The following is a 26359-nucleotide window of genomic DNA, read 5'->3' as shown; positions in this document are numbered from 1 at the left end:
GGTGCTCGCCCTCGTGGTGCTCGTGGTGCTCGCCCTCGTGGTGCTCGTGGTGCTCGCCCTCGCGGTGCTCATGGTGCTCGCCCTCGGGGTGCTCGGCGCTCTCCGAGTCGTCCGCCGCGGTAGACGCGTCGACAGACCCGGAATCGCCGTGCGCCTCCGCCTCACCCTCGCCTGCCGCGAAAGGGTACTGCTTCGGCTCGTCCTCGTAATACGCACGCGCTGCGGCGGCGAGCATCGAACTGACGGCCTCGGAGCGCGGGTCGGCGTCGTCCTCGCCATCGGTGGAGGGCTCCACGTCGGAAGGGGCCTCCGCGTCATCCTCGGTGGTGTCGACGTCGAGGTCGGAGAAGGCCTCGAGTCCCGAGTGCTCGTCGCCGTCTGCATCCGCCTGGTCCGATTCGAGCGCTGCCGGGTTCTGCTCGGTCCCGGTGCCGAACAGGATGTCGTCGAACGACGGTTCGGCGGAGGGGGCGGGAGCCTCGTCGCGGTCGGTGTCGTCGGTCCCGTGCTGAGCCTCCGCATCGTTCGCAGCGGCGTCTGCCGACACGTCGGCGAGCACCGCGGCAGCAGTGGACCCCTCGGGGGCATGCGCGGTAGCGATCGATGCCTCGCCGGCATCGGCCTGCGTCGCATCGGCCTCGTCGCTCGTGTGCTGCGGAGCCGCGGCCTCGGTGTCGGTCGCAGCGTCGTCCTTCTCCGGCGCGGGCAGAGCGATCGCCGTGGTGGCGACCTCTCGGGGCGCATGCTTGCCGCCCCGCACCAGCTCGATGAAGATGTCCTCCAGCGTGGGTCCCCGCTGCACGAGCGTGGTCAGTGCGATTCCCGCCTCGGCGGCGATCGCCCCGACGGTGCCCGCGTCGCCGCCGCGCACCGTGAGGCCGGAGCGCAGCACCTCGACCTCGAAACCGCCGGCCGACAGCGCGGCGGTGAGGGCGGCGCGATCTGCGGCGTCGACCACGACAGCCCCCGACGACGGGTCGGCGAGCGTCTCGATGCCGCTGGAGAGCATCAGCTGACCGCGCGAGAGCACGAGGACGTTGTCGGCGACCTGCTCGACCTCGCTCAGCACGTGAGACGAGACGAGGACCGTGCGTCCCTCGTCGGCGAGACGACGCATCAGGAGCCGCATCCACCGGATGCCTTCGGGGTCGAGTCCGTTCGCGGGCTCGTCGAACACGAGGGCGCCGGGGTCGCCGAGCAGTGCGTGGGCGACGCTCAGGCGCTGGCGCATGCCCAGCGAGAAGCTGCCGATGCGTCCTTCCGCCTCGTTCTCCAGGCCCACGAGCGACAGCACCTCATCGACCCGGGAGAGCGGGATGCCGTTCGCCTTGGCGGCGATCGTGAGCTGTCGGGACGCAGAACGGCGCGGACGGTAGGCCGTCTCCTCGAGCACGGAGCCGATCGTGCGCAGTGGGTTGCGCAGCTCCGAATACGCAGCGCCGCCGATGGTCGCCGTGCCGCTCGTCGCCCGCACCTGGCCGAGCAGGATGCGCAGGCTCGTGGTCTTGCCGGCGCCGTTGGGGCCGAGGAAGGCGGTGACCGCTCCGGGCTCGATCCGCGCGGAGAAATCCGAGACCGCCGTCACCTCGTTGAAGCGTTTCGTCACGCGCGTGAACTCGAGCACCTGTCCGTCGGGCATCCGCGACCTCTCCTTGGAAAATGGGCAGTTCCGTCTATCCTGCCGGAAAAGCGCTCGGATCGCGCATTTACCTCATCATTCCGGCTCATCGCAAGACCCGATCGAGCGGGTAGCCTGACACCCGTGACCGATTCCACCGTCTCGTCCCGCGTCCTCGTCCGCACGGAAGGCGCGCTGGGTCGACTCACTCTCAACCGCCCGGAGGCGATCAACGCGCTCGACATCGAGATGATCCGCATGCTCGCCGATGCGCTCGATCGATGGCGCACCGACAGCGACGTGCAGATCGTGCTCATCGACGGCGAGGGCGAACGCGGCATGTGCGCCGGCGGCGATGTCCGGGCCCTGCACGCGCAGATCGTGGCCGGACGCGCCGAGGAGACGGCCGAGTTTTTCCGCGCCGAGTACGCGCTGAACGCGATGATCGCGGAGTACCCCAAGCCGGTCGTCTCGATCGCCGACGGGATCACGATGGGTGGCGGAGTCGGACTGTCGGGCCATGCGTCGATCCGCATCGTCACCGAGCGGTCGAAGCTCGCGATGCCCGAGACGCGCATCGGGTTCACCCCTGATGTCGGCGGGACCTGGCTCCTCGGACGCGCACCCGGTCGCCTCGGGGAGTACTTCGGTCTCACCGGCGCCACGATGAACGGCGCGGATGCGGTTCTGCTCGGTTTCGCCGACCATGTCGTGCCGTCGGAGCGCCTCGGGGCACTGCGCGAAGCGCTCGCCTATCGCGCCGACCCGACCGGGCCCGCCGAGATCGTGCTGCTCTTCGACGAGACGCCCGAGCCCTCGACGCTGCCTGCGTCGCGGGGATGGATCGACGATGCGTTCTCGGCCGACACGGTCGCGGAGATCGTCTCGCGGCTGCGCGAGCGGGACGAGCCGGAGGCCGCGACCACGGCCGATCTGCTCGAGAACCTGGGGCCGACCGGCCTCGCCGTGACGCTCGACGCCGTGCGCGAAGCGCGCGAGCTGCCCGGCCTGCGCGCAGCTCTGGAAGGCGAGTACCGGCGGGTCATGTGGTTCGTGACGCAGCACCCCGATCTTGTCGAAGGCATTCGGGCTCAGCTCGTCGACAAGGATCGGAACCCGCGGTGGGACCCCCCGACACTCGCGGAGCTCGAGCCGGACGCAGGCGCCCCGGCACGCGACTATGTGCCGGAGCCTCCTCTGTTCTGAGGGCGAGTTGCGCCGGAGCGAGGCGCGTCGTTCTCGTCCCACGCTTCTGGACGCAGGACAGAAATCACCGGTCAGAGCGCGTAATGGTTCGCTGTGAGCGAAGGTCCACCCACAGGGGGATCCGAAAGTCGGTGGTTCGTGGCACCCTGTGCATGTGCGTGATCCTCGGCCCGCGTCCGTCCGCCGAGAGATCTCCCACTTCATCCTTCCTAGAAAGTCGGCCTGTGCTGGGAAAAATTCTCGTCCGCTATCTCGCTCGATATAGGTGGCTGCTGCTGGCAGTGCTGGTCTTCCAGTTCGCCAGCGCGATCGCGACCCTGTATCTCCCGCGCCTCAACGAAGACATCATCAACAAGGGCGTCGCTCAGTCCGACACCGACTACATCTGGCGTACCGGTCTGTTCATGCTCGCGGTCTCCCTCGGTCAGATCATCGCCTCGGTCATCGCCACATACTTCGCCGCCCGTGCGTCGATGGGTGCCGGCCGTGACATCCGTGCCGACGTGTTCGGCAAGGTGAGCGGATTCTCCGAGCGCGAGGTCTCGCAGTTCGGAGCGGGTTCCCTCATCACCCGCAACACGAACGACGTGCAGCAGGTCCAGATGCTCGCGATGATGGGCGCCACCATGCTCGTCACCGCGCCGCTCCTCGCGATCGGCGGCATCATCTTCGCCGTGCAGACCAACATCGGGCTCAGCTGGCTGATCGCGGTCTCCGTGCCGCTGCTGCTGATCGTGGCCGGGATCGTCGTGAGCCGCATGGTGCCGCTGTTCCGCAGCTACCAGGGCAAGCTCGACACCGTGAACCGGGTCATGCGCGAGCAGCTGACCGGTGTGCGCGTCGTCCGGGCGTTCGTGCGTGAGCGCATCGAAGAAGAGCGTTTCCGCGAGGCGAACACCGACATCATGGTCGTCGGACGCAAGGTCGGATCACTGTTCGTGCTCCTGTTCCCGCTGTTCATGCTGATCCTCAACGTCACGGTCGTGGCTGTCGTGTGGTTCGGCGGCATCGAGGTCAACAGCGGCACCGTGCAGGTCGGCACGATCTTCGCCTTCATGCAGTACATCGGTCAGATCATGGGCGGCGTCATCATGGCCAGCTTCATGGCGATCATGATCCCCCGCGCCGCGGTCTCGGCGGAGCGCATCGGGGAGGTTCTCGACACGACGTCGACGATGGAGCGGCCGGTCAACGGCGTCACCGACTTCCCGACTCCGGGATCCGTCGCGTTCGACGACGTCGAGTTCACGTACCCCGGGGCCGATTCCCCCGTGCTCACCGGCATCAGCTTCGCGGCTGAGCCGGGTGAGACCGTGGCGATCGTCGGCTCGACCGGAGCGGGCAAGACGACCCTCGTGTCTCTCATCCCGCGTCTGTTCGATGCCACGGGAGGCGTCGTGTTCGTGGGCGGCACCGACGTCCGCGACGCCGACGTGGAGGCTCTCTGGGCGACCATCGGCCTGGTGCCGCAGCGTCCGTTCCTCTTCACCGGCACGGTCGCGTCGAACCTCCGATACGGGCGCGAGGACGCGACCGACGAAGAACTCTGGCACGCGCTCGAGATCGCCCAGGGTCGCGACTTCGTCGAGGAGATGCCGCAGGGGCTCGACTCCCGCATCACGCAGGGCGGCACGAACGTGTCGGGGGGCCAGCGTCAGCGCCTCGCGATCGCACGCGCGATCGTGCGACAGCCGAAGATCCTCGTGTTCGACGACTCGTTCTCGGCTCTCGACCTCACGACGGACGCCCGCCTGAGACAGGCTCTCTGGCGCGAGCTGCCGCATGTCACGAAGATCGTGGTCGCGCAGCGCGTCTCGTCCATCACCGATGCGGATCGCATCGTCGTGCTCGAAGGGGGAACCATGGTCGGCGTCGGCACGCACGAAGAACTCCTCGAGACGAGCACGACCTATCGGGAGATCGTCGAGTCGCAGCTGGGGGTGGACGCATGAGCGAGCAGAACGAGCCCAGGGTACGTCGAGGGCGCGCGGCCAAGGTGAGCGCCGCCGCGACGGTCGAGCCCGAACTGACCGAGGAAGAGAAGTACGAGGCCGAGCTCGCCGAGAAGGCACGTCAGGACGGCGGCGGCTGGGACAGCGTCGCACCGGGCAAGGCCGACAACTTCGGCAAGAGCTTCAGCCGGATGATCGGCCTGCTCAAGCCGTCGGCCGTGTGGTTCATCCTCGTGTCGATCGCGGGTGCGATCGGCGTGGTGCTGACGGTCGCCGCGCCGAAGGTGCTCGGCGAAGCCACGAACCTCATCTACAAGGGCTTCATCTCGGTGCAGCTCGGGATGCCGAACGGCGACTTCCCCGGTTTCCCCGCCGGCACGCCCCAGGACGACGTGGTCGCCGCGCTCCGCCAGGGCGGACAGGACGACTTCGCGAACCAGGTCGCGGCACTGGGCAGCTTCCAGGTCGGCGACGGCGTCGACTTCGAGGCGCTGCGGTGGGTCATCATCGCGGTCCTCGCGATCTACGTCACGGCAGCCTTCCTCAGCTGGATCCAGGGCTATGTGATCAACGTCATCATGGTGCGCACCATGTGGCGCCTGCGCGAGTCGGTCGAGGCGAAGATCAACCGCCTGCCCCTGTCGTACTTCGACAAGGTGCAGCGCGGCGACCTGATCTCGCGCGTCACGAACGACATCGACAACATCACGCAGACCATGCAGCAATCGCTGTCGGGTGCGATCACGGCCGTTCTCACGGTCGTGGGCGTGCTCGTGCTGATGTTCTCCATCTCGTGGCAGCTCGCCCTGGTCGCGCTCATCGCCCTCCCGTTGATGGGCGTGATCTTCGGTGTCATCGGACCGCGGTCGCAGAAGGCCTTCGGCACGCAGTGGCGCAAGGTGGGGCGCCTGAACGCCCGCGTCGAGGAGGCGTTCTCGGGTCACGCGCTCGTGAAGGTCTTCGGTCGTGAGCAGGACGCCCTCGAGAAATTCAAGGGGGAGAACGAAGAGCTGTTCCAGGCGAGCTTCAAGGCACAGTTCCTCTCGGGCATCATCATGCCGGCGATGACCTTCGTCGGGAGCCTCACGTACGTGGGCATCGCCGTGCTCGGCGGTCTCATGGTCGCGAGCGGACAGCTGCGCCTCGGCGATGTGCAGGCGTTCATCCAGTACTCGCAGCAGTTCACGCAGCCGCTGTCGGAACTCGGCGGCATGGCTGCCGTGGTGCAGTCGGGAACGGCGTCGGCCGAGCGGGTGTTCGAGCTTCTCGACACCGAGGAGCAGGAGGCCGACGACGCGGATGCTCCGGCACTCGCCGACGGCAAGGGTGTCGTGGAGTTCGAGAACGTCGCGTTCTCGTACACGCCCGATCGTCCGCTCATCACCGACCTCTCGTTCCGCGTCGAGCCCGGGCAGACCGTCGCGATCGTCGGGCCCACCGGAGCAGGCAAGACGACGCTCGTGAACCTGATCATGCGGTTCTACGAACTGAACGGCGGGCGCATCCTGCTCGACGGTCAGGACATCTCCGGGGTCACCCGTGACCAGCTGCGTTCACGCACCGGCATGGTGCTGCAGGACCCGTGGTTGTTCGCGGGCAGCATCCGCGAGAACATCCGATACGGACGCTCGACGGCGACCGACGACGAGGTTCTCGATGCGGCAAAGGCGACATACGTCGACCGTTTCGTGCGCTCTCTTCCCGACGGGTACGACACGGTGCTCGACGAGGATGCCTCGAACGTCTCGGCGGGAGAGCGCCAGCTGATCACGATCGCGCGCGCATTCGTCGCACAGCCGTCGATCCTGATCCTCGACGAGGCGACATCGGCGGTCGACACCCGCACCGAGGTGCTGCTGCAGCACGCGATGGCGGCACTGAGACAGGGACGCACGTCGTTCGTGATCGCTCACCGTCTGTCGACCATCCGCGACGCCGACCTCATCCTCGTGATGGAGCACGGAGACATCGTCGAGAAGGGCACGCACGAGGAGCTGATCGCGGCGCAGGGCGCGTACTGGCGTCTGTACCAGTCGCAGTTCGAGCAGGCGGCGACCGATATCGATGCCGAAGACGCTCTCACGGGCTCGACGCCGGTGATGGTCAGCGGTGACGCCGAAGAAGCTGCGACAGCGGCTCAGATCGGTGCCGCGGTCGGTGTGTCCGCACCGGCGGCGGCAGCGGCCGATGCGCAGGCAGTGGTCGAACGGCCGCAGTCAGAAGGCTCCTGACCGAGCGAGCGGAGTGCTCCGCACGTGCAGGCAGAACGACGCCGCTCCCTCATTCGGGAGCGGCGTCGTCGCATCGTCGGGGTCGCACGGTACGACGGCCGCGCGGCACGTCGGCGTCGCCACTCAGCGTGGGGCGTCGGAGAGGCCGAAGAGCTCGAGCGGGTGCGTCAGACGCCACCACGGACTGGGGCCCTCGAGGTCCTCGGCGAGGACGAGCGGGGTCGAGGTCGTGTTCAGCGGTCCCACGCTCGTGAGGGTGCCGACGTGATCGCCTGACTCGCGCTCTTCGCCCAGCTCGAACGACGGAGTGATCTCGGCGGCGACGCCGTTCCACAGCACCACCCCGGCATCAGCGTCGGTCACGATATCGACCGCTGAACCCCAGATCGTCGACACCGTGCCGACGGTGGTGCCCTTCGTCAGCACGGGTTCCTGCGCGTCGAGAGCGGTCTCGACCTGTGCGAGCAGGGCGCGGGTCTCGGCCAGGCGCTGCTCGTCGTCGCTCTGACCGAGCACACTCGCGAAGAGGTGCACGGTCGTGTCGTCGACCGTGATGTCCTTCGCCGTCAGCAGGTTCCAGCTGTCGCCGAGCGTGCCGGTCTTGACCCCCACGACACCGGCATCCGCGAGCATCCCGTTCGTGTTGACCACGGTTCCGGCGCCGGGCAGATCGACCGACGGGGTCGCGACGATCTCGGCGAAGACAGGATTCTGCATCGCGATCTCCGCCAGCGCGATGAGCGACTGGGGCGTCGCGGTGTTGCGGTCGTCGAATCCCGAAGGGGTCACGATCGTGATGTCGTCGAGCCCGCGATCGCTCAACCAGGTCGCGGCAGCGTCGGCGAACGCCGAGTTCGAGCCCCAGATCTCCTGTGCGAGCCGGTCGATGTAGTTGTTCGCCGAGCCGAGCAGAGTGCCCTGCAGCAGCTGGTATTCGGTCAGCACGCCGCCCACCGGCACGTCGAGCGCCGACTGATCGAGTCGGCGATAGTCCCAGTATTCGAGGTTGTCGGCTCCGGTGAATCCGAACTCCGGGCCCTGCTCACCGACCGCGAGCGGCATGCGGTCGAGCACCATCAGGCTCGACACGACCTTCGTGATGCTCGCGATCGCAGCGGGATCAGCCGACGACGTCGTGGTGCCGAGGCCGGTGATGCCGACGGCTGCGCTTCCCTGGGCGGGCCAGAGCACGTCGGCGGGCAGCGCGGCGACAGCGGTCGTGGGAGCCGCCTGCACGGTCGGGGAGACCTCGTGCAGCGGCCAGAGCAGGGTCGATCCTGCATACGCGCCGACCAGGCCGACCACCAGAGCCAGAGGGACGAGGATCCCGGGCGTGGTGAAGCGGGAGCGCAGGTGGGCGTCGCGCAGCAGCGCGCCCCCGCCCTCGCTGCGATAGGCGTCGTCATCGAGAGCCGCGGTCGCCGAGGTCTGCGCGATCACGACCGGATCTATCCAGGTGAGCGCGGTCGCCCCTCGTCCGGCCTCAGCCCACTGCGCGTCCGGCTCGCGGCCCGACGATGCGTCCGCCGCGGCACCGGACGTCTCGTCGAGGTCGTCGCCGTGACTGTCGGCGTCGGCGGGCGCGTCCGAAGCGCGCTCGTCTGAGGTGGCCTCGGCGGAGTCTGGAGCGGTCACCTCCTCACGGTACCGAATCAGAGCGGGGATCCCGGGCGCTGCACCAGGAGAAGACGCGAGTGTCGGCACTGGGTATGATCGACATCACAACCACGGGAGTCCGGCGAGCCGGGCTGAGAGGGAGCGAATCGCGCTTCGACCGTCGAACCTGATCTGGGTAATGCCAGCGCAGGGAGGAGCATTCAATGAGCACATCCACGTCCGGATCCCCCACAGGATCGGCATCCGCAGCGGCATCCGCCGAAGCTCGCCCGTCGAGGGGGCTGGCGCGTCCCGAACTCTGGCGCTGGCGGGTGGTCGACATCGTCGTGGCGAGCGTCATCGCCGTGGCCTGCGCCGTGATCTTCCTGCTCTGGAACGTCGGCTACGAGATTCCGAGCACCTTCCTCACTCCGCTCCTGCCGGGCGTGCAGGGGCTGCTGGCCGGGCCGTGGCTCATCGCCGGCGTGCTCGGCGGGCTCATCATCCGCAAGCCGGGTGCGGCGCTCTACACCGAGCTCGTCGCCGCCATCATCTCGGCACTGGTCGGCAACGCCTGGGGCCCGCTCACGATCGTGTCGGGTCTGGTGCAGGGTCTCGGGGCGGAGCTGATCTTCCTCCTGTTCCTCTACGGCGTCTGGCGGCTGCCGGTCGCGATGCTCGCAGGAGCGGGCGCCGGACTCGCGTGCGGCATCAACGACCGCATCCTCTGGTACGCGGGCGCCGACACGCTCTTCACCACCGTCTACATCGTCTCGACCACCATCTCGGGAGCCGTGATCGCCGGGCTGGGCGCGTGGCTGATCGCTCGAGGCCTCGCTGCGACGGGAGCCCTGAGCAGGTTCGCCGCCGGACGCGAGGTCACCGCACGAGTGTGACCGCGGCCACCGGCGCCGCCACCCTCGACGCACGCGGCTGGGGGTGGCGGTATGCGACGAGGCGGCGGTGGGCCGTGCGCGAGGTCGATCTGCGCATAGAACCGGGGGAGCGCGTGCTCCTGCTCGGCGCGTCCGGGTCGGGGAAGTCGACCCTGCTGCAGGGATTCGGCGGCGTTCTCGGCGGAGCAGACGAGGGCGAGACGCACGGAGCGCTGCTGGTCGACGGGATCGCTCCGAGCGCCGCGCGCGGGCGCGTCGGGATGGTCCTGCAGGATCCCGACACGCAGACGATCCTTGCGCGGGTCGGCGACGACGTGGCGTTCGGATGCGAGAACCTCGGCGTCCCGCGCGACGAGATCTGGCAGCGGGTGCACCGGGCTCTGGATGCCGTGCAGCTCGACGTCCCCCTGGACCGGTCGACGGCCGCGCTCTCGGGCGGGCAGAAGCAGCGGCTCGCGCTCGCAGGAGTGCTCGCGATGCAGCCGGGGGCGATCCTGCTCGACGAGCCGACGGCCAACCTCGACCCGCAGGGGGTGTCGGACGTGCGGGATGCCGTGGCGTCGGCGCTCGACGCGACGGGCGCGACCCTGGTGGTGATCGAGCATCGCATCGACGTCTGGCTGCCGCTCGTCACGCGCGTGGTCGTGCTGGGCGCAGATCTCGACGGCACGATCGTGCTGGCCGACGGCACGCCCGAGCAGGTGCTCGGCGCGCGCGGTGCCGAGCTGGCGGAGTCGGGCGTGTGGGTCCCCGGACACCCGCCCGCGTACCCGCCTGCTCCCGCGCAGCAGCCGGGGGAGGTCCTGGTCGAGGCCCGCGGGCTCACAGTGGCGCGGCGACGCGGACTCGCCGTCGCCGGTCCTTTCGAGCTCGAGGTGCGCGCGGGCGAGGCGCTCGGCATCACCGGGCCGAACGGAGCAGGGAAGTCGACGCTCGGACTCACCCTCGCAGGGCTCATTCCGGCCGAGGACGGCTCGGTGGACGCATCCCCCGCGCTCGCGGCGGGAGAGAAGCGCGACCCGTTCCGCTGGTCGTCGCGGGCGCTGCTCACCCGCATCGCCACGGTGCTGCAGACCCCCGAGCACCAGCTGCTCGCGAAGACCGTGCGCGAGGAGCTGTCGGTCGGTCCGCGCGCGCTGCGGCTCGACGCGAGAGAGATCGACGCGCGCGTGGACGAGCTGTTGGAGCGGCTGCGGCTGACCGCACTGGCCGAGGCCAACCCCTACACGCTCTCGGGTGGAGAGAAGAGGCGGCTCACGGTCGCGGCGGCCCTCGCCACCCGCCCGCGGATGCTGGTGCTCGACGAACCCACATTCGGGCAGGACGCCACGACCTGGGCCGAGCTCGTCGGTCTCATCGCGAGGCTCCGCGACGAGGGCACGGCCGTGGTCGCGATCAGCCATGACCGCGCGGTGCTCGACGCGCTGCGCGCACGCCGCATCGAGGTGGGCCTGTGATTGATCCCCTGACCGCGCGCGTCGATCGCGGCGGCCCCATCGCGCCGCGCTCTGCGCTCGCGAAGCTCGCCGCCGCGCTGCTCATCGCTCTGCCGCTCGTGCTGTCGATCGACGTCGTCTCGGCCTGCGTCGCCCTGCTTCTCGAGATCCCGCTGCTGCTGCTCGCGGGGCTGGGTGCCAGAGAGTTCTGGACCCGCACCGCAGTGCTGTGGATCGCGGCCCCTCTCGGCGCGGTCACGATCGCGCTCTACGGCGCGACGAGCGGAACGGTCCATGTCGAATGGTTCGTCGTGCGCATCAGCGACGGATCCCTTGCCCTGGCCGCCGCGACCGCCGTGCGTGTGCTCGCGATCGGCCTGCCCGCGGTCGTGCTCTTCGTCACGGTCGATCCCACCGATCTCGCCGACGGGTTGGCGCAGCGCGTGCGGTTGCCGGCGCGGTTCGTCGTCGGCGCGCTCGCCGGCATGCGGATGCTGGGGCTGCTCACCGAGGACTGGCGTGCCCTGGCGCTGGCCCGACGCGCGCGCGGAGTGGCCGACGAGGGACGGATCCGGCGCATGTTCGGCATGGCGTTCGCGCTGTTCGTGCTCGCGATCCGTCGAGGGTCGTCGCTCGCGACCGCGATGGAGGCGCGCGGCTTCGGGGGCACCGCGCCGAGGTCGTGGGCCCGCGAGTCGACGTGGGACCATCGGGACACTCTGCTCGTGATCGCTGCGGCGGTCATACCCGCGATCGCGATCGCCGTGGCCGTGGCGACGGGATCGTGGAACTTCATCCTGGGTCCGACGGTCTGACTGCCCGTACTCAGCATTCTCATAGCGGGGATGCCGGAGTATTCGCTACCATCGAGTGAACCCAAGGGGAGTACTCCACCACGGGCGGCTCGTCATTACGGATGTCCCTGCATCCCGGGTCCCCGGTTCTCGTTCGCGAGGATGGAGAAGACCTTGGCGTCGACATCGTCACGCCTCGTCTCTGGAGACCCCTTGAACATCACCCCCCTCGTGTGGATCATCACGATCGCCGTCACGATCGCCTTCTTCGTGTACGAGTTCTTCGCGCACGTCCGCAAGCCGCATGAGCCCACCATCGGCGAGTCCGCCCGCTGGTCGGCGTTCTACATCGGTCTGGCGCTGCTCTTCGGAGTCGGCATCGGCACCGTGTCCGGCTGGACGTACGGTGGCGAGTACTTCGCCGGATACCTCACCGAGAAGGCGCTGTCGATCGACAACCTCTTCGTCTTCCTGATCGTGATGGCCGGTTTCGCGGTGCCGCGGATGTATCAGCAGAAGGTGCTGATGATCGGCATCGTGATCGCGCTGATCATGCGTGGAGGCTTCATCGCCCTCGGTGCGACCCTGATCGAGAACTTCTCCTGGATCTTCTACCTGTTCGGCGCGCTGCTGCTGTTCCTCGCCTACCGCCAGGCCTTCGCGGAGGGCGACCACAACCCCGCGAACGGACGCTTCATGCGCTTCGTGCGCCGCATCCTGCCGGTGAGCGACGAGTACAACGGCGATCGCCTCACCGTGCAGCGCGACGGCAAGCGGTTCTTCACCCCGATGTTCCTCGTGATCATCGCCATCGGCTTCGTCGATCTGATCTTCGCGGTCGACTCGATCCCCGCGATCTACGGACTGACCGAAGAGGCGTACATCGTCTTCACCGCCAACGCCTTCGCGCTGATGGGTCTGCGCCAGCTCTACTTCCTCATCGGCGGCCTGCTGGAGCGCCTGGTGTACCTCGCGCAGGGCCTCGCGGTCATCCTCGCCTTCATCGGCGTCAAGCTCGTGCTGCACGCCATGCACGTCAACGAGCTGCCCTTCATCAACGGCGGCGAGCCGATGCTGTGGGCCCCCGAGATCCCGATCTGGTTCTCGCTCGTGTTCATCGGCGCGACGATCGCGGTCGCCACGGTCGCGAGCCTCATGAAGACCCGCCGCGACGACAGGCGCGACGCGCTCGACGGCGCTCCCTCGACCTCTGCACCCCTCACCACCGACACCCATAAGGAACACTCGTGAACCAGTCGCGCCGTTCAGACGCGTCCGCAGACCCCGATAGACCCGGCGCCCGAAAGACCTCGGGCAGCTCCTCACCTCGCGAGGTGACCCGCTGATGGGCGACCTCGCTCTGAACATCGCTCTGGTGTTCGTGTTCGTCCTCGTCGGCGGCGTGTTCGCCGCCACCGAGATGGCTCTCGTCACTCTGCGAGAGAGCCAGCTCAACGCCATCGCGGCTCGAGGCAGGCGCGGCGAGAAGGTCGCCGGCCTCGCGCGCAACCCCAACACCTTCCTCTCCGCCGTGCAGATCGGTGTGACGGTGGCGGGATTCGCCTCCGCCGCGTACGGCGCCACCTCGATCGCCCCGTCGGTCGCTCCGCTGCTCGAGAGCTGGGGCCTCCCCGAGGCGCTGGCGATGACGACGGCGACCGTGCTGCTGACCCTGGTGATCGCGTACCTGTCGCTCGTGCTCGGCGAGCTGGTGCCCAAGCGCCTCGCGATTCAGCGCAACGCGCAGTTCGCCTACGCCGTCGCCCCGGTGCTCGACGGTTTCGCCACGATCATGCGGCCCGTCATCTGGCTGCTCTCGGTGTCGACGAACGCCGTCGTGCGCCTGTTGGGCGGCGACCCGCACAAGGCGGCCGACGAGCTCAGCGAGGAGGAGCTGCGCGACATCGTCGCGACGCACCAGAGCCTCCCCGACGACGAGCGGCGCATCCTCGACGATGTGCTGTCGCTGCGCGGCCGACAGGTCAGCGAGGTCATGCGACCCCGCCCCGAGGTCGTGGCGCTCGACGGCTCCGCGTCGGTCGCCGAGGCGATCGTGCAGGTGCGCGAGCTGCCGTTCTCGCGCTACCCCGTGACCGACGCCTCACTCGACGACATCGTGGGATTCGTGCACGTGCGCGACCTGTTCGAGGCCGCCGCAGAGGATTCCACGCGGGCAGTGCTCGGCCTGATGCGTCCCGTCGAGTACGTGCCCTCCACTGCGGGCGTGCTGCCGACGCTCACCCGCATGCGTGCCGCGGGGCACCAGATCGCGGTGGTCGTCGACGAGTACGGCGGCACCGATGGCATCGTCACGCTCGAAGATCTGGTGGAGGAGGTCGTCGGCGAGATCTTCGACGAGTACGACACGGAGGACCGGATGTCGGATGCCGGCGGACCGCTCGACGGCCGCCTCAATCTGCAGGACTTCGCCGAGATCACGGGGATCGCGCTGCCGCGCGGCGCCTCCGACACGGTCGCGGGCTTCGTGACCGAGATGCTCGGACGCCTCGCGGTGGTCGGCGACACGGTCGAGGTGCCCGGGGCGACGATCCGTGTGACCGCGGTCGATCGTCGACGCATCGCCGAGATCCGGGTGGCGCTCCACGAGGAGCCGGATGCCGCAGCGGCGACCGCCTGAGCGCTCGGCTCAGGTCTCATTCCAGAGGCGCCGGTAGTACTCCAGGCGCGCCTGATCGGGCTCGACGCCGTACGCCTCGATGAGCACATCGTCCCATCCGGGACCGTAGTTCCACCCTGTGCTCATCGAGGCGACCGCGATGTCCGCCCAGCGATCGGCGACGCCGAGCGCCGCGAGGTCGACGTGCGCGAGTGGCCGACCGTCGTCGTCGAGGAGCGTGTTGGGCATGCAGGCATCGCCGTGGCAGACGACGAGACGATCGGGCGACGGTGGGACCGTCAGGTCCTCGGGCACGGTGACACCGCGAGAGCGGGCGTTGTCGATGCGCGACGCCGGATCCCAGGTCCACGGGCACTGGTCGACGGGCAGCGCATCGTGCAGCGCCCGCAGCGCCGTGCCGACGGCGCGGACCGCGAGCTCGGGCGAGTCGCGCCATCGAGGGTCGACGGCGCTGCGACCGGGCAGCGCCGCGGTCACGAGCCATTCGTGCTCGGCGTCCGAACCCTGATCGAGCACGACGGGCACCGGGATCCATCGTCGCGCCCAGCGCATCCGGTCGGCCTCTTCGCGCATGGTCGCCTCGAGGTCGTGCGGGCCCCACTTGATGTAGCGCCCGTCGTCGGTGCGGAACGTGAGACCGCCGATGCCGTTGAGCCAGACGGGCTCGAGCCGGGCTCGTCCGGCCAGACGTCGGACGACGTCCGGCACCGGGGTCGAGGCGGGCGGGAAGGACGCGAGCGGCAGGTTCACGACTCCATCCTGGCAGGCGGCATCGGAACGTATATCGGAATACGTGAATACTCCCGGATTTGCCTCCTGACCTTCGATTAGTGTCGGTCCCGGTCGCGCTCTGCGGCCGCATCACACCGATCACACACCAGAGGTCTCCGTGCGCGTTTCGTCCCGGTCTCAGTGGTGGCGACGCCACGGCAGCGATGCCGATGCGCCGTCGTCCACTCCCGCGACCGCAGACGCCGACGCCTCAGAACGACTCACGGTCGACCTCCCGACGGTGCAGGCGGATCCCCCGCCCGGCGCCGATGAACAGGATCTCGACCAGTTCGTGAAGTGGCTGCAGGCTGACGCCGGCGCTCCCCGCATCGCGCACGAGTCCGAGCACCCCGAGACCGCCCTGACCACAGAGGAGTACCCGAACATGAGCTCACTGGACGACGCGCTGCAGCAGCTGCTCGCCATCGAGGGCGCGACCGGCGCCGCCATCGTCGACTACGCGAGCGGCATGGCCCTGGCGCAGGGCGGGAATCCCTCGTTCGACCTGGGCATCGCGGCGGCCGGCAACTCCAACGTCGTGCGGGCGAAGCTCGTCACGATGCGCGATCTGGGCGTCACCGACGAGATCGATGACATCCTCATCACCCTGACCTCGCAGTACCACCTGATCAATGTGCTCAACACGTCGAACGCGAACGGGCTCTTCATCTACCTGGTGCTCACCAAGACCTCGGCGAATCTGGCGCTCGCTCGGCACAAGCTCAAGGCGATCGCCGGGCAGATCGACGTCTGATCGATCTCCTGGGGCGGCGCATCCTCCGGTGATGCGCCGAATCGAAGGGGAGGGTCCGTGGGGGACCCTCCCCTTCGGTGCGCCTGCGGGCGACTCCGCGTAGGCTCGGTCACGATCTGCGGGCTCGATCGGATGTCATCCAGTGTGAGACTGCGGATCAGCTAAGCTGACACTGAGTCGCACGTTTCGAAGGAGAACCGCATGCAGATCCAGGGCTCGAGTGCTCTCATCACCGGCGGGGCGTCAGGCCTGGGCCTCGCCACCGCCCGCGCGCTCGCCGCAGCAGGGGCCGTCGTCACGATCCTCGACCTGCCGTCGTCTTCCGGCGCCGACATCGCCGCCGAGCTGGGTGGAACCTTCTCCGGGGGAGACGTGACGAGCGCAGACGACGCCGCAGCGGCGGTCGCCCAGGCGCAGTCGAAGGCCCCACTGCGCATCGTCGTGAACTGCGCCGGCATCGCGCCGCCCGCCAAGGTGATCGATCGCGACGGCAATCCTGCCGTGCTCGCCGACTTCGAGCGCATCGTGAAGATCAACCTCGTCGGCACCTTCAACGTGCTCTCGCAGGCCTCGGCCGTCATGGCGAAGAACGACCCCGCGGAGGGCGGAGATCGGGGCGTGATCGTCAACACCGCGAGTGTCGCCGCCTTCGACGGACAGATCGGCCAGCCCGCGTACGCGGCCTCGAAGGGCGGCGTGCACGCCATGACGCTGCCCGTCGCACGAGAGCTCGCCCGTTACGGCATCCGCGTCTGCACGATCGCCCCGGGGATCATGGAGACTCCCATGCTGATGGGTCTGCCGCAGGCGGCGCAGGATTCGCTCGGCCAGCAGGTGCCGTACCCCTCGCGACTCGGACGGCCCGCGGAATACGCCTCGCTCGTGCAGCAGATCGTCGAGAACGGCTACCTCAACGGCGAGACGATCCGCCTCGACGGTGCGATCCGCATGGCCCCGAAGTGACCTCCCGGCTTTCGAATCGCGCACTTTGCACGATTCGGGCAGAACAACTGCAAAGTAAGCGACTCGAACGAGAAGGTGGCTGATGAGCACACTGGCAGGAAAGACCATCCTCATGTCCGGCGGCAGCCGCGGCATCGGCCTGGCGATCGCACTGCGGGCCGCGGCCGACGGCGCGAACATCGCGATGCTCGCCAAGACCGACACTCCGCATCCGAAGCTCGAGGGGACCGTGCACAGCGCCGCCGAGCAGATCCGGGCCGCTGGCGGGCAGGCGCTGCCGATCGTCGGCGATGTGCGCGACGACGACGACATCACCGAGGCCGTGCTCAAGACCCAGGGCGAGTTCGGCGGCATCGACATCGTCATCAACAACGCCAGCGTCATCGACCTGTCGCGCTCGCTCGACCTGGGCGCGAAGAAGTACGACCTGATGCAGGACGTCAACGTCCGGGGGACGTTCATGCTCTCGCGTGCCGCGGTGCCGATGCTCAAGGATGCCGAGAACCCGCACATCCTGTCGCTGTCGCCGCCGCTCAACCCGACGCCGAAGTGGCTCGGTGCGCACACGGGGTACACGCTGGCGAAGTTCGGCATGACGATGGTGACGCTCGGCCTCGCGGCGGAGTTCGCACGCGACGGCATCGCCGCGAACACGCTGTGGCCCCGGACGACCATCGCGACGGCCGCTGTGCAGAACCTGCTCGGCGGAGACAAGGTCATGGCCGCGAGCCGCACGCCGGAGATCTACGCCGACGCCGCCTACGCCGTGCTGTGCAAGCCCGCGACCGAGTACACGGGCCAGTCGCTCATCGTCGAAGACGTGCTCGAGGCCGACGGAGTCACGGACTTCTCGCGCTACGCCGCGGTGCCCGGAACTCCCGACGACCGCCTGTTCCCCGACATCTTCCTCGACTGAGCGTCGGCGGTCCGCGTCCGCCCGCCCTCCCCGTCGGAGAACGGAGGCGAGGCGCGGCCCGTCGGCTCGGCGCGCCGTCTGGCCGAACGAAAGGCGATCCGTCTGCGTTCTCCGGCGAAGTACCGCGGCGGGTCAGAACAGCAGGTAGACGGCGCCGGCGATCGTCAGAGCGATCACGATGCGATCGAACAGCACCTGGTCCATGCGCTTCGCGAGACGGATGCCGGCGAGGGCGCCGAGCACCACGAGCGGCGCGAGCACCGCATCCATCAGCAGCACCTGTCCCTCGAACAGGCCGAGACCGGCGAGGAAGGGGATCTTCAGGAGGTTGATGATCGCGAAGAACCACGCCGAGGTGCCGAGGAACACCTGCACGGGGGTGCGGGTGGCGAGGAAGTACATCGACATGACGGGTCCGCCGGCGTTGGCGACCATGGTCGTGAAGCCGTCGAGCGTGCCGTAGACACCGGAGAGCAGCAGGCCGCCGGGCTCGTGCGCGGCGGCTCGGTTCTGCCTCCAGCGCCGCCACAGGGTGACAGCGATCATGATGAGCAGGATCACGCCGATCGCGCGGCGGACGATGCCGTCGCCCGCGAGCGCGAGGAACGCGAAGCCGACGAGCAGCCCGGCGACGACCGCGGGAGCGAGCCGCAGCAGGGTCGGCCAGTGCGCGTGCCGTCGGTACGTGATCAGGGCGAACACATCGCCGACGATGAGCAGGAGAAGCATCGCGGCGGTCGAGGTGCGGGCAGGCAGCACGGTCGCGAAGAGAGCGATCGCCAGGATGCTGCCGCCGGGCAGCGCCGTCTTCGAGATGCCGATCGTGATCGCCGCGAGCGCGAGCGCCGCCCAGGCGAGGGGTGCGAGGTCGATCACCGGCTCATCGTCGTTCCAGCAGCGCGGCGATCGCGTCATAGCCGCGAGCCGTCGCGAGGTCGACGGGCAGGACCCCGTCTCCGTCGCGGATCGTGATGTCGGCGCCGCCGCCGATCAGGGCGCGTACGACCTCGACATAGGCGTCCGAGCCGTCGCCGAGCACGATCGCCTCGTGCAGGGCCGTCCAGTTCAGGTCGTTGACGTGGTTCGGATCCACGCCCGCCCCGAGAAGGATCTTCACAGTCGGGAGCAATCCGCGCTCGGATGCCGGGATCAGCGCCGTGCCACCGAAGCGGTTCGTGCTGGCCAGGTCGGCGCCGTGTTCGAGGGTGAGCCGCAGGATCTCGTCATATCCGCGGGCGCCGGCGTAGAGGTAGGCCGAGTCCTGGATGTCGTCCTTCGCGTTCACGTCGGCGCCGGCCTCGATCAGCGCCCGCGCGGCGTCGACGCGGTTCGCCTTGGTCGCGGTCACGAGCGCCGTCATGCCTCCGTCGCCCCGTGCCTCGATGTCGGCACCCGCCTCCAGCGCCGCGCGCACAGCGTCGGCGTCGCCCACGGAGGCGGCGGTGAGAAGATCACGAGTGCTGCCGGGCATGATCGATCCCTCAGGCTCGCGTGGCAGCCAGCGCCGCTGCGAAGCGCGCCGAGCGCTGCTCGATGTCGGCCCACTCGGACGCCGCGATCGATGCCCCGTTCGCGAGGTCGCCGCCGGCGCCGACCGCCACGGCGCCCGCACGGAACCAGTCGGCGAGGTTGTCGGGCGTCACGCCGCCGGTCGGCATCAGCGGAGCATCCGGGAAGGGGCCGCGCAGCGCACCGAGGTACGACGGACCGCCGAGCGATGCGGGGAAGATCTTCACCACGTCGACGCCGAGCTCCAGCGCACTCATCACCTCGGTGGGCGTCATCGCCCCGGTCATGACGACACGGCCCGTGTCGAGCATGGCGCGGGTCAGGGCGGGGAGAGTCCCGGGGCTCACGAGGAACTCGGCACCGGCATCGACCGCGGCTGCCGCCTGCGCGGGTGTCGTCACGGTACCGGCGCCGACGTAGGCCGCATCGCCGTGACGCGCGATGAGTTCACGGATCACGGCGGGCGCGTCGGGGGTCGAGAAGGTGACCTCGATGCCGGTCACCCCACCGCGGATGATCGCCTCCGACGCCTCGAGCGCGAGCTCGGGGGACGGGGCGCGCAGAACGGCCAGCACTCCGGTGCGGCGGGCGCGGTCGAGACGATCGGGCATCGAGGCTCCTTCTTCGGGGGATCCCCTCATTCTTCCCGACTCCGGCAGGCGGCGATCACCGCCGATGCGGGTGCGGCCAGGATTCGACGATCTGCTTCGAGTCCTTGAGTCCGAGACCGGTCTGCTCACGGACCAGCTTGATCGCGCGGATCTGCTGGTCGGATGCGACGAAGGCGTCGATCTCCGCGGCGACCGAGGCCGGCAGGCCCGCGCGTACCGTCGCGGCCGTCGCCGTGATCGACGAGTGGGCGGCGGAAGCGTGCGACACCGCCGCGGTGTGCGGCGCGGTCGTGCTGACCGACCAGTGGTCGATCCTGTCCTTCGCCTCCTGCAGTCCCACGCCCGTGTGCTCGCGGTACACCTTGATGGCGCGGATCTTCTGTTCCGCCGTGACGAGGCGGTCGATCTCGGCCGTCACCTCGGGGCTCAGTCCGGCGGTGGGAGCGATCGTCGAGGTGGCAGGAGCCGAGCCGCGGCGTGCAGGAGAGGGGCGGGAGACGCCGGCGTCGGGCACCTGCGGACGCATGCCGCGGAGCGCCGCGGCGATGATGACCGCCCCGACGGCGACGACCACGATGACGATTCCGGTCCAGAGGACGAACTCCATGGGCTCAGTCTAGGGACGGGGTCTTCCTCGCCCCAGCCGTCTCCCATCCGGTCGCCGGTACCCTGGAGGTATGACCGAGACTCCCCGCACGCGCGAGACGCGCCCCGCCACGGCACCCGCGTCGTCCCGTTCGGGGGCGGTCCGAACCACCGGCGGTGCGCAGGTGCGTCCCGCGACCGAGGGGTGGACGCAGCAGAAGGACGCCGAGGGGCGGCCGTTGCTGCAGTTCGCGAGCCCCAAGCGCGGCAAGCCGCCGGTGCACCTCGCCGACCTCACCCCGGCCGAGCGCATCGAGAAGGTCAAGGAACTCGGCCTGCCCGGGTTCCGCGCGAAGCAGCTCTCGACGCACTACTTCCGCCACTACACGTCGGATGCCGCCGAGATGACCGACCTTCCGGCCGACACCCGCGAGCAATTCGTCGCCGGCATGCTGCCGCCTCTGCTGACCGAGGTGCGTCGCCTCGAGACCGATCGCGGTGACACGATCAAGTTCCTGTGGCGTCTGCACGACGGCGCCCTCGTCGAGTCGGTGCTCATGCGCTACCCCGGCCGCATCACGCTGTGCGTGTCGTCGCAGGCCGGATGCGGCATGAACTGCCCGTTCTGCGCGACGGGCCAGGCCGGGCTCACGCGCAACATGTCGACGGCCGAGATCATCGAGCAGATCGTCCGCGCCAACCGCCTGATCGCCGAGGGCGGCCTCGGCGGCAAGAAGGCCGACGATCACTCGATGGAGCGCGTCTCCAACATCGTCTTCATGGGCATGGGCGAGCCGCTCGCCAACTACAAGCGCGTGATGGATGCGGTGCGGTGCATGGTCGCTCCGCAGCCCGACGGCCTCGGGATGAGCGCCCGCGGAATCACGGTGTCGACGGTCGGACTCGTGCCGGCGATCAAGAAGCTCGCCGACGAAGGCATCCCCGTGACTTTCGCACTGTCGCTGCATGCGCCGGACGACCACCTGCGCGACGAGCTCATCCCGGTGAACTCGCGCTGGAAGGTCGACGAGGCTCTCGATGCCGCCTACGACTACTACGCCAAGACCGGCCGCCGTGTCTCGATCGAGTACGCCCTGATCAAAGACATGAACGACCACGCGTGGCGTGCCGACCTGCTCGCCGACAAGCTCAACGAGCGCGGCCGCGGCTGGGTGCACGTCAACCCGATCCCGCTGAACCCGACGCCCGGGTCGATCTGGACCTCGTCCGAGCCCTCGGTGCAGAACGAGTTCGTGCGGCGCCTGAACGACGCCGGCATCCCGACGACGCTCCGCGACACGCGTGGCAAGGAGATCGACGGTGCGTGCGGTCAGCTCGTCGCGACGACAGAGGACGAGGCGGCGTCCGCCGCGATGGCCTGAGTCTCCGCGCCGCGACCTCGATCGCGGAGGCCGTCTCGGCGACCGCGTGACTCGGCGCGCGCGAGCCAGGACTCGATGCGCGCGGGGCTCGCGTCCTTGACGCCCAGCATCCGGGTTGTGCGCACCGAGCGCACGCCGCAGAAGCGTAGGGTCCCGCGGGCGACGTGCGTCTGCGCGGGCAGTCCGGTGAGGGGCGTCAGGAACCACGGGGTGTCGGCCAACAGGAACAGGCGGCCCTTCGGGGCGGTGAGGAGCCCCTCGGGGAGGCCGAGCTTCGTGTAGCGGTACTCCTGCTGCGGGAGCAGCGCCCGGTCGAAGAAGCCCTTGAGCAGCGCGGGCACCGAGCCCCACCAGAGCGGGGTGAACACGGCGACCGTCGCGGCCTCGGCGAGGGCGCGCTTGGCGTCGATGAGGTCGGGTTCGAGCTGCATGCGCTCGCGGTACCCGAAGCGCAGCGACGGATCGAACTCGAGGTCGCGCAGCGCGAGGATGCGGGCGTCACCGTGCGCCGCGGCATAGCGGCGAGCGAGCTCGGCGGTGAGCGACCTGGCGTCGGGGTGGCCGTCGATGATCAGTGCGGATGGCATGCGGACTCCTGTGTTGACAGTGTCAAGCTTTGGTGGACACTGTCAAGATAGGCAACAATGTTGCTTGTGTCAAGTTCCCGATCCGGCTACCACCACGGCGACCTCGCTCATGCGCTCGAGGCGGCGGCGATGCAGCTGCTCGCCGAGAAGCCCGCGGGGGAGATCAGCCTGCGTGAGGTCGCGCGCGCCGCGGACGTGAGTCACAACGCGCCGTACCACCACTTCTCCGACCGGCGCGGGCTGCTCAAGGTGCTCGCCGAGAGGAGCATGGCCGATCTCGTCGCCGCCGTGCGCATCGCGATCGAGGGAGCCGCCGACCCGGCATCCGCCCTGATCGACGGAGGCGCCGCATACATCCGCTACGCGGTCGAGCATCCGCACGGGTTCGATGTGATCTACGACCCCACCGTGTGCATCCCCGGTGAGCCGAGCGAGACCATGGCCCCGCTGATCGACGAACTCGAAGAACTGCTCTCGACGGCATCCGTGGCAGCCGGCCTCGAAGCGCAGAGCGTCACCGGAGTGTGGGGCCTCGTGCACGGCCTCGGCACACTGTGCGCGGCCGGCCACTTCTCCCTTGACGACGCTCTCGCCGCCAACGCCGACGCCCTCGCACGCATGCTGAGGCCGAGGGCTGAGGCTGAGGGCTTGAGGGCTTGAGGGCTGGGGCTGAGGGGCGAGGGCTGAGGGCTGAGGGGGCTCTGCAGCGCCGCTCGGGTTGGCGCCTGGTGTCGGTTCGTGGGGTGTGTGGCGGCGTGAGGTGCCAGGTGAGACGAGGGTAGGGGCGTGCTGTCGCTGGGTTGGCACCTGGCGTCAGTACTCGGGGCACTTGGCGACATGAGGTGCCATGTGGGAGGGGTGGGTTGGCGCTGGGTGGGCACCTGTTGTCGGTTTCTGGGGTGGATGGCGGCGCGAGGTGCCATATGAGGCGTGGCGCCTCGAGGGCCAGGCCTCAGGTCGCGGGCCTCGGGCCTCGGGCCTGGGCCTGCGACAGGGGGCGGAAACACAGGGTTCGTCCACGTTTTCCACAGGCGACGTTTCGTAGATTGTCGGGATGCCCTATTCTGCCCACCGCCCCGGACGGTTCGATTCGCAGGGTCGGATCATCCTCGACAGCGACCCGAACGCTGACACGGACGACCTCGACTTCCTGCGCGCGTACGAGCCCACGGGCGCCGACCTGACGCCGCCGCCGTCCGAGGCAGCAGCTGCTCCGGCGGCCGCGCGGGAGCAGGAGCAGGAGCAGGAGGTGGATGCTGCGGCATCCGCCCCGCCCGTGCGTGAGCCGAGGCCCCGCCGTCAGCCGCGTGAGCGCAAGCCGCGTGTGCCGGGTTCGCGCCTGCGCACGCTCGCGATCCTCGGTGGCGCCGAGGGCGAGATCCTCGACCGTGTTCCCGGCGAGACCCCGCGCTTCGTGCAGATGTTCTTCGTGCTGGCGGGCACCGCGTTGGTCTCGGCGATCTCGATGCTCTTCGCCCTGACGACGGGTGTGCAGGCGGCGATCTGGCTGGCGGTTCCGCTCGCGGTCGTGTGGGCGCTCATCATCTTCAACCTCGATCGCTTCCTCACCTCGACCATGACGTCGACGCGCAACGTGTGGAAGCTCATCGGTCTGGCGATCCCCCGCGTGGTGATGGCGGCGATCATCGGCTTCGTGGTCGCCGAACCGCTCGTGCTGCAGATCTTCCACAACGACATCGCGCGCGAGGTCGCCTCCACCAACATCACCCAGGCGCAGGCCGACCAGGACGCGCTCGAGACGGGCCCTGAGAAGAAGGCGCTGGATGCCGCTTCCGACCGGGTCGCCGAGCTCGAGAACCAGGCGGCCACCGGTATCGTCGCCGGCACCGATTCGTCGTCGGCGACCGAATCCGCGGCGCAGGCCACGGTCGACGATCTCACCGCCAAGATGACCGCACAGCAGTCCGTGATCGACCAGGCGCGAGTGCTCTACCAGTGCGAGCTCACCGGCGACGGGGCGGGCACGGTTCCCGGATGCACCGGCGTGAACGGCGAGGGTGCGAGCTCGGATGCCGCGCAGGCACAGCTCGCCGAGGCGCAGCAGACGTACGACGCGCTCGCCGCGCAGCTGCGCACGGCCAACGAAGAGCTCGCTGCCGCGGGCACCGCCGCCAAGGAGAACACGAGCACGTCGGAGGCCCAGAACCGCGAAGAGGCGCAGTCGCAGCTGCCCGCCGCGCGCGACAGCTACGACGCGGCGCTCGCGGCCTACAACGCCCGAGCCGAATCGGTCGCATCCGGGAACGCGGGGGCGATCGGCCTGCTGAGTCAGATCAGCGGACTCAACCGCCTGAGCGAGAAGGAGCCGACGATTCTGTGGGCGCACATCCTGATCGCCGCTCTGTTCTTCATGATCGAGCTGCTGCCCGTGCTCGTGAAGGTGCTGACCTCGTACGGAGACCCGTCGCTGTACGAGAAGGCCCTGGCGATCCGCAAGCAGGTCGCGCTCGACAAGGTCACCGCCGAGGGGTTCCGCGACCGTGCGGCGATCGTGACCGTGCAGTCGCAGGGGATGCAGGCGGATGCCGGAGCGGCAGAGCCCCAGACCCGCGCGGAGCGCAGGGAAGCGGCCCAGGCCGCCGAGGAGCGGGCCCGGGTCGAGGAGCGCGAGCTCGCGGAGAAGCGCGCTCAGGCGCAGACCCTCGAGGAGCAGGAGCAGCTGGTCGAATCCCGCAGCTGACGCGTCGCGTCGAGTCCGCGTCGAGTCCGCGTCGAGGAGCGGACGTGTTCGCCCTCGCGACGCACACGGACGGATCGCTGAGACCGGTCACGGCGATCCGGCCCGACTGTCCGACGCGGCCGGTAGCGTTGGACCATGGTCAACTATCGCTATCTCGGCAACAGCGGTCTCAAGGTCTCTGAGATCACCTACGGCAACTGGGTCACGCACGCTTCGCAGGTCGGCGACGAAGCCGCGGTCAAGACCGTGCACGCGGCGCTCGACGCCGGCATCACGACGTTCGACACGGCAGACACCTACGCGAACACCGCGGCAGAGGTCGTGCTCGGCAAGGCGCTCCAAGGTCAGCGCCGCGAGAGCCTCGAGATCTTCACGAAGGTCTACTTCCCGACCGGTCCCAAGGGGCCGAACGACACCGGGCTGAGCCGCAAGCACATCCTCGAATCGATCAACGGTTCGCTGAAGCGCCTCGGCACCGACTACGTCGACCTCTACCAGGCGCACCGCTTCGACTACGAGACTCCGCTGGAGGAGACGTTCCAGGCGTTCGCCGACGTCGTCCGCCAGGGCAAGGCGCTCTACATCGGCGTCTCGGAGTGGACGGCCGAGCAGCTGCGGGAGGGCCACGCGCTCGCGAAGCAGCTCGGCGTGCAGCTCATCTCCAACCAGCCGCAGTACTCGATGCTGCACCGCGTGATCGAGGGCAAGGTCGTGCCGGCGTCCGAAGAGCTCGGCATCTCGCAGATCGTCTGGTCGCCGATGGCGCAGGGCGTGCTGTCGGGTAAGTACCTGCCCGGCCAGCCCGTGCCCGAGGGCTCGCGCGCGACCGATCCGCACAGCGGCTCCGAATTCATCAAGAGCTTCCTGCAGGATGACATCCTCACCGCGGTGCAGCGGCTCAAGCCGATCGCCGAGCAGGCCGGACTCTCGATGCCTCAGCTCGCGATCGCCTGGGTGCTGCAGAACCCGAACGTCGCCGCAGCGCTGGTCGGCGCCTCGCGTCCCGAGCAGCTCGCCGACACCGTCAAGGCATCGGGCGTCACGCTCGACGCCGACACGATGTCCGCGATCGACGAGGCACTGGGTGACACGGTGAACCGCGACGCCGAGGCCACGTACTCGGTCTCGCCGTCGGCGCGCCTGGTCTGACAGCCGACACGACGAAGGCCGCCGTCCCTGAGGGGCGGCGGCCGTCGTCATGTCCGGATGCGCC

Annotated in this window: 23 protein-coding genes and 1 riboswitch; of the genes, 15 read left to right on the top strand and 8 right to left on the bottom strand. The window is 69.1% G+C overall.

What is annotated here, in order from left to right; genetic code table 11:
* Positions 1–1639 (bottom strand): ATP-binding cassette domain-containing protein (locus RWO82_RS09500; RefSeq protein WP_314426105.1); only part of this gene is annotated, 1639 nt, incomplete at its 3' end.
* Positions 1640–1762: 123 nt separating this feature from the next.
* Between RWO82_RS09500 and RWO82_RS09495 the strand changes: the two genes are divergently transcribed.
* The 3 genes from RWO82_RS09495 to RWO82_RS09485 all read left to right on the top strand — a co-directional run bounded on the left by RWO82_RS09495 (position 1763) and on the right by RWO82_RS09485 (position 7007).
* Positions 1763–2824 carry an enoyl-CoA hydratase/isomerase family protein gene (locus RWO82_RS09495; RefSeq protein WP_314426103.1) on the top strand — a complete coding sequence of 354 codons (1062 nt, stop codon included), beginning with the start codon at positions 1763–1765 and terminating at the stop codon, positions 2822–2824.
* A 224-nt stretch (positions 2825–3048) separates the two neighbouring features.
* Complete coding sequence (locus tag RWO82_RS09490; protein WP_314426101.1) at positions 3049–4776, top strand: ABC transporter ATP-binding protein; 1728 nt, start codon at positions 3049–3051, stop codon at positions 4774–4776.
* On the top strand, positions 4773–7007 hold the full coding sequence (locus RWO82_RS09485) for an ABC transporter ATP-binding protein (protein ID WP_314426099.1): 2235 nt from the start codon (positions 4773–4775) through the stop codon (positions 7005–7007). Before RWO82_RS09490 ends, RWO82_RS09485 begins: the two co-directional genes overlap by 4 nt.
* 123 nt (positions 7008–7130) lie before the next feature.
* On the opposite strand, the gene RWO82_RS09480 is transcribed toward RWO82_RS09485, so the two are convergent.
* A complete protein-coding gene (locus RWO82_RS09480) occupies positions 7131–8642 on the bottom strand; it encodes a D-alanyl-D-alanine carboxypeptidase (RefSeq protein ID WP_314426097.1) in 1512 nt (503 codons plus the stop codon).
* Between the two features lie 82 nt (positions 8643–8724).
* A riboswitch (TPP riboswitch) is annotated at positions 8725–8834 on the top strand.
* On the opposite strand from RWO82_RS09480, the gene RWO82_RS09475 reads away from it, so the two are divergent.
* From RWO82_RS09475 to RWO82_RS09455, 5 genes are all read left to right on the top strand, one after another.
* Complete coding sequence (locus tag RWO82_RS09475; protein WP_314426096.1) at positions 8828–9499, top strand: ECF transporter S component; 672 nt, start codon at positions 8828–8830, stop codon at positions 9497–9499. It overlaps the preceding riboswitch by 7 nt.
* Before the next feature lie 74 nt (positions 9500–9573).
* Positions 9574–10956 (top strand): ATP-binding cassette domain-containing protein, encoded by a 1383-nt coding sequence (locus RWO82_RS09470; RefSeq protein WP_314426110.1) that lies wholly within the window; start codon positions 9574–9576, stop codon positions 10954–10956.
* Positions 10953–11750, top strand: a complete 798-nt coding sequence (locus RWO82_RS09465; RefSeq protein ID WP_314426094.1) for an energy-coupling factor transporter transmembrane component T — start codon at positions 10953–10955, stop codon at positions 11748–11750. The genes RWO82_RS09470 and RWO82_RS09465 overlap by 4 nt, the downstream gene beginning before the upstream one ends.
* A 192-nt stretch (positions 11751–11942) precedes the next feature.
* A complete protein-coding gene (locus RWO82_RS09460) occupies positions 11943–12980 on the top strand; it encodes a TerC family protein (protein WP_314426091.1) in 1038 nt (345 codons plus the stop codon).
* 94 nt (positions 12981–13074) lie between these two features.
* Positions 13075–14367: a hemolysin family protein gene (locus RWO82_RS09455; protein ID WP_314426087.1), complete on the top strand. Its 1293-nt coding sequence runs from the start codon at positions 13075–13077 to the stop codon at positions 14365–14367.
* Positions 14368–14376: 9 nt separating this feature from the next.
* Here RWO82_RS09455 and RWO82_RS09450 read toward each other — a convergent pair whose 3' ends face one another.
* Positions 14377–15117, bottom strand: a complete 741-nt coding sequence (locus RWO82_RS09450; protein WP_399540744.1) for a phosphotransferase — start codon at positions 15115–15117, stop codon at positions 14377–14379.
* Between the two features lie 139 nt (positions 15118–15256).
* Here RWO82_RS09450 and RWO82_RS09445 point away from each other — a divergent pair, with 139 nt between their 5' ends.
* The 3 genes from RWO82_RS09445 (at position 15257) to RWO82_RS09435 (ending at position 17771) form a co-directional block, all read left to right on the top strand.
* Positions 15257–15892, top strand: coding sequence for a hypothetical protein (locus RWO82_RS09445; protein WP_314426084.1), 636 nt, complete (start codon positions 15257–15259; stop codon positions 15890–15892).
* A gap of 201 nt (positions 15893–16093) precedes the next feature.
* Positions 16094–16855 (top strand): SDR family NAD(P)-dependent oxidoreductase, encoded by a 762-nt coding sequence (locus RWO82_RS09440; RefSeq protein ID WP_314426082.1) that lies wholly within the window; start codon positions 16094–16096, stop codon positions 16853–16855.
* Between the two features lie 82 nt (positions 16856–16937).
* Positions 16938–17771 carry an NAD(P)-dependent oxidoreductase gene (locus tag RWO82_RS09435; RefSeq protein ID WP_314426080.1) on the top strand — a complete coding sequence of 278 codons (834 nt, stop codon included), beginning with the start codon at positions 16938–16940 and terminating at the stop codon, positions 17769–17771.
* 132 nt (positions 17772–17903) lie between these two features.
* On the opposite strand, the gene RWO82_RS09430 is transcribed toward RWO82_RS09435, so the two are convergent.
* Genes RWO82_RS09430 through RWO82_RS09415 form a run of 4 tightly spaced genes read right to left on the bottom strand, consistent with a single transcriptional unit; the run spans position 17904 to position 20498 of the window.
* Positions 17904–18647: a sulfite exporter TauE/SafE family protein gene (locus tag RWO82_RS09430; protein ID WP_314426079.1), complete on the bottom strand. Its 744-nt coding sequence runs from the start codon at positions 18645–18647 to the stop codon at positions 17904–17906.
* A 4-nt stretch (positions 18648–18651) separates the two neighbouring features.
* Complete coding sequence (locus RWO82_RS09425) at positions 18652–19242, bottom strand: ankyrin repeat domain-containing protein (protein WP_314426077.1); 591 nt, start codon at positions 19240–19242, stop codon at positions 18652–18654.
* Positions 19243–19252: 10 nt separating this feature from the next.
* A complete protein-coding gene (locus RWO82_RS09420; RefSeq protein WP_314426075.1) occupies positions 19253–19891 on the bottom strand; it encodes a bifunctional 4-hydroxy-2-oxoglutarate aldolase/2-dehydro-3-deoxy-phosphogluconate aldolase in 639 nt (212 codons plus the stop codon).
* 55 nt (positions 19892–19946) lie between these two features.
* Complete coding sequence (locus tag RWO82_RS09415; RefSeq protein WP_314426073.1) at positions 19947–20498, bottom strand: ribosomal protein L7/L12; 552 nt, start codon at positions 20496–20498, stop codon at positions 19947–19949.
* A 70-nt stretch (positions 20499–20568) separates the two neighbouring features.
* Here RWO82_RS09415 and rlmN point away from each other — a divergent pair, with 70 nt between their 5' ends.
* Positions 20569–21858, top strand: coding sequence for a 23S rRNA (adenine(2503)-C(2))-methyltransferase RlmN (rlmN, locus tag RWO82_RS09410; protein WP_314426071.1), 1290 nt, complete (start codon positions 20569–20571; stop codon positions 21856–21858).
* Here rlmN and RWO82_RS09405 read toward each other — a convergent pair.
* Positions 21807–22445 (bottom strand): NAD(P)H-dependent oxidoreductase, encoded by a 639-nt coding sequence (locus tag RWO82_RS09405; RefSeq protein WP_314426070.1) that lies wholly within the window; start codon positions 22443–22445, stop codon positions 21807–21809. The two genes, rlmN and RWO82_RS09405, sit on opposite strands and share 52 nt — an antisense overlap.
* Before the next feature lie 66 nt (positions 22446–22511).
* Between RWO82_RS09405 and RWO82_RS09400 the strand changes: the two genes are divergently transcribed.
* The 3 genes from RWO82_RS09400 (at position 22512) to RWO82_RS09390 (ending at position 26295) form a co-directional block, all read left to right on the top strand.
* The gene (locus RWO82_RS09400) at positions 22512–23105 is read left to right on the top strand and encodes a TetR/AcrR family transcriptional regulator (RefSeq protein WP_314426068.1); all 594 of its coding nucleotides are present in this window, start codon (positions 22512–22514) and stop codon (positions 23103–23105) included.
* 394 nt (positions 23106–23499) lie between these two features.
* On the top strand, positions 23500–25146 hold the full coding sequence (locus RWO82_RS09395; protein WP_314426066.1) for a DUF4407 domain-containing protein: 1647 nt from the start codon (positions 23500–23502) through the stop codon (positions 25144–25146).
* Between the two features lie 135 nt (positions 25147–25281).
* On the top strand, positions 25282–26295 hold the full coding sequence (locus RWO82_RS09390) for an aldo/keto reductase family protein (RefSeq protein ID WP_314426063.1): 1014 nt from the start codon (positions 25282–25284) through the stop codon (positions 26293–26295).
* The last annotated feature ends 64 nt before the right edge of the window (positions 26296–26359 follow it).

This window comes from uncultured Microbacterium sp., assembly GCF_963521645.1.
Taxonomy (GTDB): Bacteria; Actinomycetota; Actinomycetes; order Actinomycetales; family Microbacteriaceae; genus Microbacterium.
The sequence above is the reverse complement of the archived record's forward strand: the minus strand, read 5'-3'. Positions and strand labels throughout refer to the sequence as shown.